Here is a 13,799-nt window from a genome sequence, read left to right on the forward strand (position 1 = left end):
TAGGGAGTTAATATGAGAAGTATTGGAATTATACATGTTTTATTGTTTGTCTTTTTTGCAGTGATTATGTCAAGCTGTTCGAGTGTTCAAAAAGGGTGGAATACCGACGGCTCTACTATTGAAAAAGACCTTCTTTTATCAAAAAAGAATGGTTTAATGCTTTTTACCGTTTCAGATACGGATCCGCAAAGTAAAGATATTTTAAATAATGTTTTTACCGATACTTTGTTTTCAAATATAAGTAAAGAATTTATGTTTTATAATATAGACATAGTTAAGGATGAAAAATCAGCCGACACTGTTCAATTAGAAAAAAATTATGTTCTTTTTTCCGATTATAATATTACGGAAGTGCCATACCTTTGTCTGATGAATAAGTATGGAGATATTTATCATTCCGCCGTAGTTCCGCAAAATATTAAAACCCCTTCGGATTTTTTAACTTATCTAAGAGGGCTAAAAGAAAAAGGAAAAAATGTTGAAAATTTGAGGGAGGGTCTGACAGCAATAAACGGACCTGATAAAACAAAGGCGATAAAGACTTTTTTTGATCAAGTTTACCTTGTAGATTCCGAAAAATATAGAAGTCTTTTTGAAGACGGCATAAACAATGATCCTCAAAACGAAAGCGGTCTATTAGGCGCCTTTGTAATAGGAAGAATGCAATTAAATATAGAGCCTCTGCTGAAGCAAAAAAAATACAATGAAATTATCGCCGAATTAAATAATGTTTTAGAAACGAAATTGTTAAGTCCTGATGAGGAGCAAGGTGTTTTATGTAATATTGCATATTTTTCTTCTTATCTTCCCAATATTAAGGCTGCACATATAATAAAATACTTAGAAGATGCTCTAAAAAGGGCTCCTGACTCTTTTAGGGCTCAATCTATAAAAGAAGACATTGAATACCTAAAGAGTAAAAATTAAATGCTGATATCAACTAAGCCTGCACGGCTCTCCTGCTTGATAAATGTTTTTGCTGCATAGCTATAATTTGGGCTTATAGCTATTATCTCTTGCCGCAAGTTATCCATACGGGATTCCAATAGCTGCCGGTTTTTTTTGTTTTGGTCTATAACTTGTTCTTGAAGTTTTTCAAGATCAGCTTTAAGTCTTACAACCTCAGAGTCATCTTTATCCGGCATACCGAAACGGTACATCTCCTCTATCGGATCTATAACTTTCTGAATCGTAAAGATATCTCCAATTATAGATTGCTCCAATTCAGTATGATGAACTATTGCATCTATGTTTTCTTCGTGAATACTTCTTTCTTGAGTTTCCAGAACAATGAGGTAATCGCTGAATTTTTTTCGTTGCTCCTGTAAAAGAGCTTTAAACCGTTTTAATACAGCAACCCTTTGGTCAATTTCTTGGCGGCTTAATGAATTTCTCATAATTTTCTCCATTAACCTGCTATGTTTACGCCGACAGATAGGGGTGTTCTTTGAGGTGCCGGCTGGGCTACGATAATTTGCTTCCATACATCATGTAGCTCCTGCATCATAGAGCTTACATCCAATAAGGGCTTATAGTCTTTTTTTAAATTTGCAGTTAAAAGCTGTTGATTAAAATACGAGTAAATAGAAAGAAGATTTGCTGCTATTTCTCCCCCAATATCCATATCCAAAGCAGCCATAAGTTCCGTAATAATTTCTTGGGCCTTTATTATATGATTATTTATGGATTCTATGTCTTTTGCAGGAATTTTCGGCACATTCATCTTAGAAATTGCCAGATTAATCTCCTTTATACCTTCGGTATAAAGCATAAGAATAAGAGAACCCGGACTTGCTGTTTTAACGCTTGTTTCTTTATAGGCTGCAACAGCCTGACTATTGTAACTCATACCCCCTCCAAAACTAAATATACATCTTCTAACCTTATCGGTATTTAAAATAAGGCCTTTAGTAAAATGTTTTTATTGAATATAATTAAAAAACTATGATTATTCTTTATAGAAATCCAATTCTACTAGTTCGTTGTTTTCCATGATAAAAGGTTTTGCCGTATCTTCGTCTTGGTAATGTTTATATTTTAAAAAGAGGTAATTATAGCAATCTTCTTTTCGGGCAAATTTTACGGCTTGAAATGGCTCGGAAAAAGAAAGTTTTTCTACAAACAGGAATGTGTCCTTGTTTTGCAGCAATACGCCCGTGTGTCCTATAAAAAGAAAGTCACCGTCCAAATTATCATGCAGAACAACCGAAAGCATTTTTGCATTTTCATCGAAACCTATGTTTGTAAAATGTTCTTTCATCTTTTGGGCATGAATGAGGATATCCTTTGTATTTTCTGTTTTTACCCTCGAAAATAATTGTTTAAATCTTTCAGTATCGTTATCATTAAATATTTTTCCTATGGAGATAGCTTCATTATCCATAAACAAAAGAGCATCATCGATAGGGGCTTTTTTAATTTCAATATTATCCTTTAAAAGCATAAAGGCGTTTATCCTGCAATTTGTTCCGATAAAATTGCCTTTTTTAGATTTCCATAATTCGTCTATTTTTTGCTCATCATATTCAGGGGGCTCTTTTTGAAAACCCTTTGTCAAGCCGGTTTTTTCTATTGTTTCATTATAGTCGATAACTCCTTTAAGAAAGGCTTCCGCATTTTCGTTTTTCAAATGCGAATTCAAAACAGCTTGAACTTCTTTTATACTTTCACCGTCACTCATGTTCGAAAATAAGGGCTTTTCGTCTTGTACCTCATTTTGAGTTATAAGAGCTTCTTTTGTATCACTATTCTTTTGGCATGATATAAATACGATAAGCATTAGTATAAGTACCGTTAATATTCTTTTCATTATTGTCTCCTGAATTTTATAAAATTTCATGTTTATTTAAGTTTAATTATTGCTTTAGCCGTATTCTATCATAAATTATTATTTTAATAAACTTGGTAGAAATTTGCAAATAAATTTGAAAAAACTCTTGACAAAATGACATGCTGTCATTATATTGTTATGTAAAAAAAATGACAATACGTCATTATGTTTGATTCTATAAGGAGTTTTTATGTACATCGTTGAATCTATTTTTGATTTGAGTTACTTGGTTTTGGTTATGGCCCTAAGCATAAAGCTTTTGTTACAAAAGGATAGAACGGCAAAGCTGTTCGGGCTTATGGCTCTTCTTTTAGGTTCAGGGGATTCTTTTCACCTCCTCCCGCGTGTAATTTCTATGTGGCACAAGGGCGGTTTTGAGGCAAATGCTTTCTACCTTTCAATCGGAGTTTTAATAACTTCCATTACAATGACTATTTTTTATCTTATGTTCTACCATTATTATAAGGTAAAAACAAATACAAGCAGCAAGTCAAAAGATATTCTTATATACGGTTTAGCACTGATAAGATTGCTGCTTACCCTTATGCCTCAAAACGAGTGGGGTATGGCTGATGCAAGCTATACTTGGAGCATTATCCGAAACATTCCCTTTGCAGCCCTTGGAGCAGTTTTGATTTACTTCTTTTACAAGGCTAGAAAAACCCCGGGTTTGGAGCACATGGCTTTATTAACAGCCTTAAGCTTTTTGTTCTATCTGCCTGTTGTCTTGTTTTCAAAAACCGTGCCTCTAGTAGGGGCTCTTATGATGCCCAAGACTGTGGCTTATGTGGGAATCGTATATGTAGGGTTTAAGCATTTTATACCTAAATTCAGCTTAAAAAGTATCTTGGAAAATTCTTTTGTGTACTTGGTTTTAGGCTTGGCTGCAGGCGTCTTTTTTAGGGAATTTACAAAATTCAATGCCTTTGACGGTACCTCATATCTAAGCCTGATGCATGCCCATGTTTTGATTTTGGGTACTGTGCTTTCCTTAGTTTCCTACCTTGCATTTAAGCAGGTCCCTGCCCTTAGCGAAAAAAGACTTGCCTGTGTCAGAAGGGCTAACCATTTTTGGAATACGGGAGTTCTTATTACTGTGGTTCTCATGCTTTTAAGAGGCATTATTACAATTTTAGGAAATAATTATACATCAAAGGCCCAAGATGCAGCCTTTTCAGGTATAGCCGGAATAGGACACATTCTTTTAGCCCTCGGCCTTATATATACATTTTTGATGATTCTTAAAACAAGAGAAGATTAAAAGATTCTCTATCATTTTATTAAATTTAACCGCAGAGGCCGCGAAGATCGCAAAGAATTTTTTATACTTTACTAAATAATATAATCCTATATTCATCTTTGCGGAGTTGAGCGTAAGCTCAACGCTTTGCGTCCCTTGCGGTTTATTTCTAGATATTTTCTTTAGCTTTAAGCTCTCTTTTTTCCTAAACCCGCCTTAAAAATAAGCCGAAAATTTATTGAAGTAACATATAGGATTAATGTATAGGAGGTTCATATGCAAGCACTTGATGTTCGTATGCAGGCTTTGCCGGTACAAGAACCGGAAAGGAAAGCTTCTGAGGACTTGAAAAGAGCTGATGCGGAACCTGTAAGAAATGGAGATTCATTCCTGGCAATGATCAAAAAGATGATTGCCGCCGCCAAGGATGGAAGCAAGGAGACTGATGAAGCCCAATTTAAAGATGCCCGTTTTAGGGAAGACAAAATTAGGGATTTATCGCTTCAAAAGGAAACAGGAAGGCAGAATAAGGATCTATCATCTGAAGACCCTAAGTCTAAGAAAATAGATGCTGAAAATCTGCTTAATTCCAAAGAAGCTTATCTAAAAGAGGCCAAAGACTTAACGAAAAAGCCTAAAAACGAAACCCGTAAGCTGCACTCAGAAAATTTAGATACCCAAAAGGTACAAAAAAACATGCCTGAGCTGGAGCTTAAAATTCTCAATGAGGATTTTAATGATGAAATTAAAGATTTTTTGCCGCAAGATGTAAAAGAAGATGAAACTATTTCTCTTTTTTCCGATGAGGCTTTAAAAAAATTCGAGAAAACGGAAAAGAAAAAGCTTTTTTCAGATGATGAAAATGCGGCACAAGCCGGAAAGTTGGGGCTTTTATCCAAGGCCGATAAAAAAGACTTATCAAAAAAACTTTCTTCGCAAACCGAGGCAGCACAGGAAAATTTAAACAAAAAGCCGGTTTCCAAGTCTAAACTGAAGATTTCCGTAGAAGATTTACGCTCAATGCCTTCTGCCCAATCGGATGCTGCCATTCATACCACAGCTTCCGAGTCTCGGGTTGAAACGGACAATTCCGTCGATATGGTAATCGATTTTAGCGGCAAAGCTCAAAATACATCACAGGGCGGAGATCTTCAAAACAGTCAAAACGGAAGCGAAGCTCAAAAAACAAACCAAACTTTTTCTGCTATGTTGACTCAAGAAATACGGGAAGCTGCAGCAGACTTTGTACAAGCCGGAAAAATAGTTCTCCGCGACAATAATGCAGGAGAAATAAGGCTCCATCTAAGACCTGAAAATCTGGGAGCCGTAAAAATCAATTTAGAGTTGAGCGAGGGAAAAAGGGTTACCGGAACAGTAACTGTTGCCTCGAAAGAAGCTTACGATGCCTTTGAAAAAAATTTGGATAATTTGGCTAAAGAATTTAAACAAAACGGATTTGAATTTGCCGAATTTAATTTAAATTGGTCGGGCTTTTCGGGTCAAGAGGGTTTTGCCGAAAATTTTGAATCTTTTGCAGGATTTGCCTATAAAAATCAAGAACAAGATTTAAGGCAGCTTGAAAAAACGGCCGATAATCTGAGTACCTACAGTTACATCTACGGTTCGACTGTAGATCTTTTGGCTTAAAGAGGTAGTTTATGCAGGTAAACAATGTTAATAACAGTATGATAAATACCGCTCTTGAACAGGCGGAAATGATGAAGGGTTTTAAATCCGAGATGAGTCCTGAAGAAAAAGCTCTTTTAGGTATGCAGGTTGACACCTTAAATAAGCAGAATTTTGCAGAAACAAGGGTTCCGAAACAGCAGCTTGGAAAAGACGATTTTCTTCAGCTTTTAATTGCCCAGCTAACCCATCAAGATCCTACATCTCCGATGGAAGACACTCAATTTATAGGGCAAATGGCTCAATTTTCATCCCTTGAGCAGATGACCAATATGAACAAAAACTTTGCAGCCTTAAATGAGCTTATGACAGGCTCATCGGCAGTAAATGCCGTCGGCAAAAAAGTTGACTTAGACCTAGGGTCTTCACAGGTTTCCGGTTATATTTCAGCGGCAACACGCGGTATAAATCCGGAAGTTATGGTAAACGGAAACTGGTATAACTGGTCAGCCGTTAAAACAGTTTATGCAGAAAACAATTAGGAGGCAATAATTATGATGAGATCATTATTTTCGGGCGTAACCGGAATGCAAAACCACCAAACAAGAATGGATGTTATCGGAAATAACGTAGCCAATGTAAATACAACAGGTTTTAAGAGGGGAAGAGTAAACTTTCAAGACTTAATTTCACAGCAGCTAAGCGGGGCATCCCGTCCTACCGAGGAGCTTGGCGGTGTAAACCCTAAAGAAGTCGGCTTGGGAATGATGGTTGCAAGCATTGATACAATCTTTACACAGGGAGCCTTGCAGACAACAGGCGTCAATACCGATCTTGCAATACAGGGAAACGGCTTTTTTATTCTTAAAGACGGAGAAAAAACCTTTTACACAAGGGCCGGTGCCTTCGGTCTTGATAGAGACGGAACCTTGGTAAATCCCGCAAACGGAATGAGAGTGCAAGGCTGGATGGCTGAAGAAGCTGACGGTCTTAGACTTATCAATACCTCAGGTCAAACTGAAGACTTAACTATTCCGATCGGTCAAAAAATAGATGCAAAGGCAACAACGAGTGTAGACTATGCTTGTAACCTTGATAAAAGATTACCGGAGTTACCCGAAAATGCAAATAGAGCCCAGATTTTGGAATCTACTTGGTCTACCGAATTTAAGGTTTATGATAGCTTCGGAGAAGCCCATGAACTTCAGATCGATTTTGCCAGAGTACCCGGAGAAGTTAATGCTTGGAGGGCTACGGTAAATGTCGATCCTACAAATGCTGAAGCTGCGGCAACCAGATCGGGAATCGGAACAACCGATGGTGTTGAAAACAGCTTTATAGTCCGCTTTGACAATAACGGTCATCTTGCTTCGGTTACAGACACGGCAGGAAATGTAAGCGCTCCCGCAGGTAAGGTTTCCGTTCAAGTTTCTTTTAATGTTTTAGGAGCAAACCCCGGAGAAGGCGGAGCTCCGACCAGACAAACCTTGGATGTAAATTTAGGAGAAATAGGTACATCAAAAAATACCATTACACAGTTTTCCGATAAGAGTACTACAAAGGCTTATCAACAGGACGGATACGGCATGGGCTATCTTGAAAACTTTAGAATCGACCAAAGCGGTGTTATCACAGGTGTCTATTCAAACGGGGTAAGGCAGGAACTGGGTCAAATAGCTATGGCCGGTTTTGCCAATCAGGGCGGTCTTGAAAAAGCCGGACAAAATACCTATGTTCAGTCAAATAACTCCGGTATTGCAAATGTTTCTACATCGGGCACAGTCGGAAAGGGCTCTTTGATAGGCGGTACTCTCGAAATGAGTAATGTAGATTTAACCGACCAATTTGTAGACATGATCGTAACTCAAAAAGGCTTTCAGGCAGGAGCTAAAACAATACAAACTTCAGATACAATGCTTGAAACAGTCTTGAACTTGAAACGATAGTATGGTATAATATAGGGTATTATTTATGATACAGGTAACGCGGCTAAACGGAACAAAGTATTGGATTAATCCTCATCAAATTGAAACGATAGAGTGTAATCCGGATGTTACTTTGCAGATGCTTTCAGGAAAATATTATGTAATTAAGGAAAGGCCTGAAGAAATTTTGGAGTCCATAGTCGCTTACCGCCGTAAAATCGGCGTATTTAAAAATGAGTTGTAGTAGAAGCAAAAAGGGGTAGATATGGATATAGCGTCGTTTATAGGAATATTCGGAGGTATAGCGGTTGTTGCATTCGGTGCCATCCTCGGAGGTTCGGCCGGAGGACTTATTCACCCGGCTTCAATGTTCATTACAATTGGCGGCTCCTACATGTGTCTTTTTTTAACCTATCCTTTATCCTATACGATAGGAATCTTCAAGGTTGTTGCGAGAGTTTTTAAGGTAACCGATTACGGTGAAAAAGCTCTGGTTCAACGTTTTGTTGCATTATCCGAAAAAAGCCGCCGTGCAGGTCTTCTTGCCTTGGAAGAAGAAATTGAAGACTTTGAAGATCCCTTTATGCGCTCCGGTTTAAGGAACGTAGTTGACGGTATTGACGGAGAGGCTATCCGCTCCCTTATGGAAAATGAGCTTAATCAAATGGAAGAGCGCCATAACACATGGATATCCTTAGTAAACGCTTGGGCAACCCTCGCCCCCGGTTTTGGTATGTTGGGAACGGTTATAGGTCTTATCGGTATGTTGTTAAACTTGGATGATAAAAGTGCTCTTGGTCCTAACATGGCTACGGCTCTTGTTACAACCTTTTACGGTTCTCTTATGCAGAACTGGCTTTTAGTTCCTATAGCAACAAAGCTTATGTATCAAAACAATATGGAAGTTAAATCCAAAGAAATGATTATAGAAGGCGTACTTGGAATTCAAGCCGGAGATAACCCTCGAATCTTGGCTCAAAGGCTTGTTACATATTTGACGCCTTCCGATCGAAAATCTATTGAGGCGGAAGTATTAAAGGATTAAAATGGCAAGGAAAAAGAAACACGGTGCAAGCTCCGCGGGAAGCGGATGGCTTACCACTTATGCAGATATGGTTACACTCATGCTTTGCTTTTTCGTAATGCTTTTTGAGCCGTCTGAGGTCGATGTAACTCAGCTCATGGCTCTTTCCGCATCAATAAGCGGTGACCCGACAGGAGGCGGCCTTTCTGTTTCTGCAGGCAGGCTTTCAGACCTCGGAAACACAATAAGCTCCATGCCCTCAATGGAAAAAGGGAAGATGCTTGCAAGTGCCTTAAAAAAAGCTGTTTCACTTTTTGCTCCCGAAATCAAAACAAACAAAATCGCAGTTACAAGCGATGAGAGGGGGATAGTAATAAGCTTGGCATCGGACGTTTTCTTTTATCCCGGAAGTGCGGAGCTTAATATTGCCGAATCCAGAGATACGCTTTTAAACCTTGCTCAGTTTTTATCTTCACAAGATTTGGCTTCTCATAGATTTAGGGTTGAAGGGCATACCGATTCCGGTGTGACGGATCCGGATGTATGGAAAAGTAATTGGGAGCTTTCATCTGCAAGGGCAATAAATATTTTGCACAGCCTTACGGACTTCGGAGCTCAAGAATCCAGATTTTCCGTAGCAGGCTACGCAGACACCCGCCCTATCTTTTCAAATGATACGGCAGAAGGAAGAGCCTACAATAGGCGGGTCGATATAATTATTCTTGATGATGCACACTTTTAGTAAAAATAAAAATGTGCCGATTATAATAGTAAGGAGAAAATTATGGCTGATAATGACTTAATGGATGACGATGATATTCAGGAAAACATGACTTCATCAGTAGATACCAAAAAAAGAGGGGCCGGTCTTATACCGATGTTAATAAAATGGGTAGCAATTGTATTGGTCGCTTTAATATTCATTGTTACCGTTGTAGTTATTACTATGAATATAAGAGATAAAAAAGGTTCTTCTCATTCTATTTCACCGGTTTCCGAAGAGTACAGGGAAACAAGGGATGTTCTGCAATGGTATCAGGCAATCGGTATCCTAAAAGTACATACTGCAGACAGGATTCCCGCAACCGTGATAGTTGACGTTGCATTAGGCTATACAAATAATGATAAAACTACTCCTCAGGAGCTGTCTGCAAGAAAAATAGAAATAATAGACTTTCTACGCTCCTATTTTAAGAGCAAAACTACTGCGGAATTAAGACAGGAAGAAAAAATAAAGATTGAAATAAAACACGAAATAAACGATAATGTACTTACAAAAAATAAAATAAAGGATGTTCGCTTCACGCAATACGATATTGTTGAACAATAAAGGATAGGAGAGCCATGACAGAAGTTCTTTCGCAGGATGAAATAGATCAGCTTCTCACCGCAATAAGCTCAGGAGATACGGATACAGAGGACTTTCGAGCCGTTAACGACACTCGTAAAATAAAAATTTACGACTTTAAGCGTCCCGATAAATTCTCTAAGGAGCAGATGAGGACGGTACAGATGATGCATGAAACCTTTGCCCGTCTTACAACGACTTCTCTTTCCGCTCAGCTGCGAAGCATGGCTCATGTTCACGTAGCAACTGTAGAACAGCTTACGTATGAAGAATTTATAAGATCAATACCTACGCCGACTACCTTGGCGATTATAAACATGGACCCTTTAAGGGCCAGCGCTCTTTTGGAGATAGACCCCTCGGTTACCTTTTCAATTATAGACCGCTTATTCGGCGGCAAGGGGCAAGGGGCAAAGGTTCAGAGGGACTTGACCGAAATAGAAAGTGCGGTTATGGAAGGCGTTATAGTACGTATTCTCGCAAATATGAGGGAAGCTTGGACAACTGTAGTCGATTTACGTCCCCGTTTGGGAAATATAGATACCAACCCTCAGTTTGTTCAGATTGTAACCCCCTCTGAAATGGTGCTTTTGGTAACTTTGGAAACCAAGGTTGGAGAAGAAGAAGGTATGATGAATATCTGTCTTCCCTACATTACCCTTGAACCGATTATCTCAAAGTTATCGACACAGTTTTGGTTTTCTTCGGTTAGAAGGGCTTCTACGGGACAGTATGCGGCTGCAATTAAGGATAAACTTTCTTCGGTTGAAGTGGATATGGTTGCCGAGGTAGGCTCATTGGATGTTTCAATCAAAGATGTTCTTAATTTAAGGGCCGGAGATGTTGTGCGCTTACCCAATGTCAGAGTAGGAGACCCCTTTAAGCTGACTGTAGGGAATAGACCTAAGTTTTTCTGTCAGCCCGGTGTAAAGGGTAAAAAATTGGCAGTTCAGATTTTGGAAAAAATAGAAGATATTAGCGGTGATGAATTCGAAGAATTAACATCGGAAGGAGATGAGTTGTATGAGTGATGGTTCAATTTCTCAAGACGAAATAGATGCTTTGTTATCCGGAGTCGGCGGAGGAGGAATTGCTCCTGCTCCTGCGGCAGGTATGGGCGATGATTTGACAAGTTTTAAAAAGAATGCCTTACTTCAATTTGTAAAAGAAAATATTCCGGGGCTGTCTTCGAATTTGGAGTCAATGACCGGAAAAACGGTTGAAATTTCTGAGCCGATAATAGAATTTTCGGATAGAGAAACTTTCTTAAAAAAAGTTTCTGAAATGGTTGTCGCTACTATTGTAGACTTTTCCGGTTCTATGGTTGGCGACCATGCCTTTATGATGAGCCCTGAACTTGCAAAAAAAATAGTCAGTTTGGTCAATCATGAAGACAATGTAGAAATAGATGATATGGCTCTTTCCGTTATAAGTGAGACAGTTGCCCAATATGTAGGTACTGAGCTGAGTTATCTTGAACGTTCAGGTCTTGCCGGTGTTACTTCATTACCTTCAGAATCTTCACATGTTCCAAAGGCTATGATGAGATTACCCCAGCGTAACTTTGTAAGCATAACATATAATATAAAAATAGATAATTCTGTATACCAGTTATGGGAAATTCTTCCTGAAGATGTTGTGGATAAGATTGCATCTGCAATTGCAGGACCTGATCCTGCAGCTCAAGGGATGGGTATGGATGCAGGAATGCAGAATATGACAGGTATGCAAAATGCGGGAGCAATGCAAAACGGAATGATGGGTGGAATGCAAATGGGCACTATTCAGAATATGGGCGGCTCTGCACAGCAAATGTTCGGTTCCGGTATGCCCCAAGGATCGCCTCAGCAAGGAGGGAATATGCAAGCTATGGGCAATATGGGTATGATGCCTCAAATGGGAATGGGTGCTAATGTTCAGCCCGTTCAATTTCCGCCTCTTCAAGGTTTTGTAAGTCAAGAGGAGCAGGGTAATATCGGTCTTATCATGGATGTTTACATGGAAATGACCGTAGAATTAGGCCGAACAAAACGTATGATTAAAGAAATCCTCGGAATGGGAGAAGGCCATATTATTGAGCTTGATAAACTTGCCGGTGAACCTGTAGATGTTCTTGTAAACCATAAACCGATAGCTAAGGGCGAAGTTGTAGTTATAGAAGAAAGTTTCGGTGTGCGTATAACTGAAATTCTATCTCCGGCTGAGCGGATAACAGACATGTAAGATTGACGGGGACATTGATGAGGTGGGGAAAAAAGATTTTTTTTAATTTTTTCTTTCTTTTTGTATTTTTTTTGTTTGCAGACAATGAGGGCGAATCTAAGACTGATATACCCGATGAGTCAAGGATTTTATTGGATGCAACAAGGGATCAAAATACGGCAAATCCTCAAGATGGTGCATTTCAACCTAATTCAGGATTTGATTTAAGTACTGCAGAAAGAACTCAATCTCAAGTATCAAGCCTTTTGAGAATTTTGATTTCTTTATTTGTGGTATGTATTTTAGCCTATGTTGTGTTAAAATTTTTAAAAAAATCTTCCAATGTTTTTCCTGCAAACGATCCGTATCTTAAAACTGTAGCATCAATCAATCTTGCACAAGGTAAAAGCGTGCATGTAATAACTCTTGGCGAAAAAGCATATATCGTCGGGGTCAGTGATTCTTCTATAAATAAGATAGGAGAAGTTGAAGATAAAACATTAATTGATACGATGAATTTTGAAGCAGAACGCCGAAATTCTTCTCCTAAACAAGATTTCGCTTCAATGCTTGCTTCGGTTTTTAAAAATTCAAAGATTAATAAGCCTCAAACAATTGATACGGATTTTTTTGCTGCACAAAGAGAAAGATTAAGCAATGCCGGCCGGACTCCGTCAACGGAGGAAGAGGAATGAAAAGAAAGGTCTTGATTTTTGTATTTTTTGGGATGATTCTTTTTACACCCTTGGCGGTTTTCTCGCAGGCAAATAATTTTCCTGAAGGAACTACAGCCGGAAGAACAAATGCCGATCCTAATAGGCAGGCAGGACGCATTCCTTTTATAGATTTTTCGATAAGAGAGCCTTCGACAAGTCAGGAGGTCGCTTTTTCTGTCCAATTATTGCTGTTTATAACCCTTATTTCTCTAGCTCCTAGTATTCTATTGTTGATGACGAGTTTTTTGCGTTTAAGTATCGTCTTAGACTTTGTAAAAAGAGCTCTATCTCTTCAGCAGGTTCCTCCAACTCAAGTTTTAAACGGACTGGCCTTTTTCTTGACCCTTTTTATAATGTGGCCTACCTTTACACAAATATATAATAATGCTTATAAACCTATGAGCGAAGGTAAAATAGGTATAGAAGAAGCTTATCGAGAGGCTGAAAAGCCGATTAGGCTCTTTATGTATAAGCAGATGCAAAAAAATCCTGAACATATCCGAACTTTTATGTCTATGGCAAAACTGCCGAAACCTAGTACCCTTGCAGATGTTCCGACCTATGTTCTTATTGCAGCTTTTATTCTGCATGAACTTACGATAGCTTTTCAGATAGGTATATTTTTATACCTGCCCTTTATCATAATAGATATGATTGTAGCTAGTATACTTATGTCGATGGGTATGATAATGCTGCCTCCTATTCAAATTTCCATGCCGTTTAAATTAATCCTTTTTGTTATGGTGGACGGCTGGGGACTTCTTTTCGGTAAATTATTTGAATCCTTTTTATAAATTTTGAGAAAATGTCTTGATATTTTATACATTTTGTATGTATATTATATAATAATTAATTACCCATCTAATTTTTATACGTGTTTATAGATAT

Annotated in this window: 16 protein-coding genes; 13 read left to right on the forward strand and 3 right to left on the reverse strand. The window is 38.4% G+C overall.

Annotated elements, in window-relative coordinates; all coding sequences use genetic code 11:
• The first annotated feature begins 12 nt into the window (after window positions 1-12).
• Window positions 13-927 carry a tetratricopeptide repeat protein gene (locus E4N78_RS01880; RefSeq protein ID WP_255811411.1) on the forward strand — a complete coding sequence of 305 codons (915 nt, stop codon included), beginning with the start codon at window positions 13-15 and terminating at the stop codon, window positions 925-927.
• Here E4N78_RS01880 and E4N78_RS01885 read toward each other — a convergent pair.
• The 3 genes from E4N78_RS01885 to E4N78_RS01895 all read right to left on the reverse strand — a co-directional run bounded on the left by E4N78_RS01885 (window position 924) and on the right by E4N78_RS01895 (window position 2,809).
• On the reverse strand, window positions 924-1,397 hold the full coding sequence (locus E4N78_RS01885; RefSeq protein WP_255811412.1) for a flagellar biosynthesis protein FlgN: 474 nt from the start codon (window positions 1,395-1,397) through the stop codon (window positions 924-926). The genes E4N78_RS01880 and E4N78_RS01885 overlap by 4 nt on opposite strands.
• An 11-nt stretch (window positions 1,398-1,408) precedes the next feature.
• Window positions 1,409-1,849: a flagellar export chaperone FliS gene (gene fliS, locus E4N78_RS01890; RefSeq protein WP_255811413.1), complete on the reverse strand. Its 441-nt coding sequence runs from the start codon at window positions 1,847-1,849 to the stop codon at window positions 1,409-1,411.
• A 99-nt stretch (window positions 1,850-1,948) separates the two neighbouring features.
• Complete coding sequence (locus E4N78_RS01895) at window positions 1,949-2,809, reverse strand: DUF4300 family protein (RefSeq protein ID WP_255811414.1); 861 nt, start codon at window positions 2,807-2,809, stop codon at window positions 1,949-1,951.
• A 211-nt stretch (window positions 2,810-3,020) separates the two neighbouring features.
• Here E4N78_RS01895 and E4N78_RS01900 point away from each other — a divergent pair, with 211 nt between their 5' ends.
• The 12 genes from E4N78_RS01900 (at window position 3,021) to fliP (ending at window position 13,705) form a co-directional block, all read left to right on the forward strand.
• Entirely contained in the window at window positions 3,021-4,091 is a 1,071-nt protein-coding gene (locus E4N78_RS01900) for a DUF2871 domain-containing protein (protein ID WP_255811415.1), read from the forward strand.
• Between the two features lie 255 nt (window positions 4,092-4,346).
• Window positions 4,347-5,717: a flagellar hook-length control protein FliK gene (locus tag E4N78_RS01905; protein WP_255811416.1), complete on the forward strand. Its 1,371-nt coding sequence runs from the start codon at window positions 4,347-4,349 to the stop codon at window positions 5,715-5,717.
• An 11-nt stretch (window positions 5,718-5,728) separates the two neighbouring features.
• Window positions 5,729-6,238, forward strand: a complete 510-nt coding sequence (gene flgD, locus E4N78_RS01910; protein WP_255803453.1) for a flagellar hook assembly protein FlgD — start codon at window positions 5,729-5,731, stop codon at window positions 6,236-6,238.
• A gap of 12 nt (window positions 6,239-6,250) precedes the next feature.
• Window positions 6,251-7,642, forward strand: a complete 1,392-nt coding sequence (gene flgE / locus E4N78_RS01915) for a flagellar hook protein FlgE (RefSeq protein ID WP_255811417.1) — start codon at window positions 6,251-6,253, stop codon at window positions 7,640-7,642.
• A gap of 25 nt (window positions 7,643-7,667) precedes the next feature.
• Window positions 7,668-7,865, forward strand: coding sequence for a flagellar FlbD family protein (locus tag E4N78_RS01920; protein ID WP_253682773.1), 198 nt, complete (start codon window positions 7,668-7,670; stop codon window positions 7,863-7,865).
• A gap of 21 nt (window positions 7,866-7,886) precedes the next feature.
• The gene (locus E4N78_RS01925; protein ID WP_255811418.1) at window positions 7,887-8,666 is read left to right on the forward strand and encodes a motility protein A; all 780 of its coding nucleotides are present in this window, start codon (window positions 7,887-7,889) and stop codon (window positions 8,664-8,666) included.
• A 1-nt stretch (window position 8,667) separates the two neighbouring features.
• The gene (gene motB, locus E4N78_RS01930; RefSeq protein ID WP_255811419.1) at window positions 8,668-9,387 is read left to right on the forward strand and encodes a flagellar motor protein MotB; all 720 of its coding nucleotides are present in this window, start codon (window positions 8,668-8,670) and stop codon (window positions 9,385-9,387) included.
• A gap of 42 nt (window positions 9,388-9,429) precedes the next feature.
• Complete coding sequence (locus tag E4N78_RS01935) at window positions 9,430-9,975, forward strand: flagellar basal body-associated FliL family protein (RefSeq protein WP_255811420.1); 546 nt, start codon at window positions 9,430-9,432, stop codon at window positions 9,973-9,975.
• Window positions 9,976-9,989: 14 nt separating this feature from the next.
• A complete protein-coding gene (gene fliM, locus E4N78_RS01940) occupies window positions 9,990-11,024 on the forward strand; it encodes a flagellar motor switch protein FliM (RefSeq protein ID WP_255811421.1) in 1,035 nt (344 codons plus the stop codon).
• A complete protein-coding gene (gene fliN / locus E4N78_RS01945) occupies window positions 11,017-12,216 on the forward strand; it encodes a flagellar motor switch protein FliN (RefSeq protein ID WP_255811422.1) in 1,200 nt (399 codons plus the stop codon). Before fliM ends, fliN begins: the two co-directional genes overlap by 8 nt.
• Before the next feature lie 17 nt (window positions 12,217-12,233).
• On the forward strand, window positions 12,234-12,890 hold the full coding sequence (gene fliO, locus E4N78_RS01950; RefSeq protein WP_255811423.1) for a flagellar biosynthetic protein FliO: 657 nt from the start codon (window positions 12,234-12,236) through the stop codon (window positions 12,888-12,890).
• Window positions 12,887-13,705, forward strand: a complete 819-nt coding sequence (gene fliP, locus E4N78_RS01955) for a flagellar type III secretion system pore protein FliP (RefSeq protein ID WP_255811424.1) — start codon at window positions 12,887-12,889, stop codon at window positions 13,703-13,705. Before fliO ends, fliP begins: the two co-directional genes overlap by 4 nt.
• The last annotated feature ends 94 nt before the right edge of the window (window positions 13,706-13,799 follow it).

Source organism: Treponema denticola (assembly GCF_024400535.1).
Taxonomy (GTDB): Bacteria; Spirochaetota; Spirochaetia; order Treponematales; family Treponemataceae; genus Treponema_B; species Treponema_B denticola_C.

What these genes read in the sequence shown, in the direction of transcription:
- fliO (WP_255811423.1), top strand. Translation starts at nt 12,234, where the DNA reads ATGAGGTGGGGAAAAAAGATTTTTTTTAATTTTTTCTTTCTTTTTGTA.
- E4N78_RS01920 (WP_253682773.1), top strand. Translation starts at nt 7,668, where the DNA reads ATGATACAGGTAACGCGGCTAAACGGAACAAAGTATTGGATTAATCCT.
- motB (WP_255811419.1), top strand. Translation starts at nt 8,668, where the DNA reads ATGGCAAGGAAAAAGAAACACGGTGCAAGCTCCGCGGGAAGCGGATGG.
- E4N78_RS01905 (WP_255811416.1), top strand. Translation starts at nt 4,347, where the DNA reads ATGCAAGCACTTGATGTTCGTATGCAGGCTTTGCCGGTACAAGAACCG.
- E4N78_RS01895 (WP_255811414.1), bottom strand. Translation starts at nt 2,809, where the DNA reads ATGAAAAGAATATTAACGGTACTTATACTAATGCTTATCGTATTTATA.
- E4N78_RS01880 (WP_255811411.1), top strand. Translation starts at nt 13, where the DNA reads ATGAGAAGTATTGGAATTATACATGTTTTATTGTTTGTCTTTTTTGCA.
- E4N78_RS01885 (WP_255811412.1), bottom strand. Translation starts at nt 1,397, where the DNA reads ATGAGAAATTCATTAAGCCGCCAAGAAATTGACCAAAGGGTTGCTGTA.
- E4N78_RS01935 (WP_255811420.1), top strand. Translation starts at nt 9,430, where the DNA reads ATGGCTGATAATGACTTAATGGATGACGATGATATTCAGGAAAACATG.
- flgE (WP_255811417.1), top strand. Translation starts at nt 6,251, where the DNA reads ATGATGAGATCATTATTTTCGGGCGTAACCGGAATGCAAAACCACCAA.
- E4N78_RS01900 (WP_255811415.1), top strand. Translation starts at nt 3,021, where the DNA reads ATGTACATCGTTGAATCTATTTTTGATTTGAGTTACTTGGTTTTGGTT.
- fliN (WP_255811422.1), top strand. Translation starts at nt 11,017, where the DNA reads ATGAGTGATGGTTCAATTTCTCAAGACGAAATAGATGCTTTGTTATCC.
- fliS (WP_255811413.1), bottom strand. Translation starts at nt 1,849, where the DNA reads ATGAGTTACAATAGTCAGGCTGTTGCAGCCTATAAAGAAACAAGCGTT.
- fliP (WP_255811424.1), top strand. Translation starts at nt 12,887, where the DNA reads ATGAAAAGAAAGGTCTTGATTTTTGTATTTTTTGGGATGATTCTTTTT.
- flgD (WP_255803453.1), top strand. Translation starts at nt 5,729, where the DNA reads ATGCAGGTAAACAATGTTAATAACAGTATGATAAATACCGCTCTTGAA.
- E4N78_RS01925 (WP_255811418.1), top strand. Translation starts at nt 7,887, where the DNA reads ATGGATATAGCGTCGTTTATAGGAATATTCGGAGGTATAGCGGTTGTT.
- fliM (WP_255811421.1), top strand. Translation starts at nt 9,990, where the DNA reads ATGACAGAAGTTCTTTCGCAGGATGAAATAGATCAGCTTCTCACCGCA.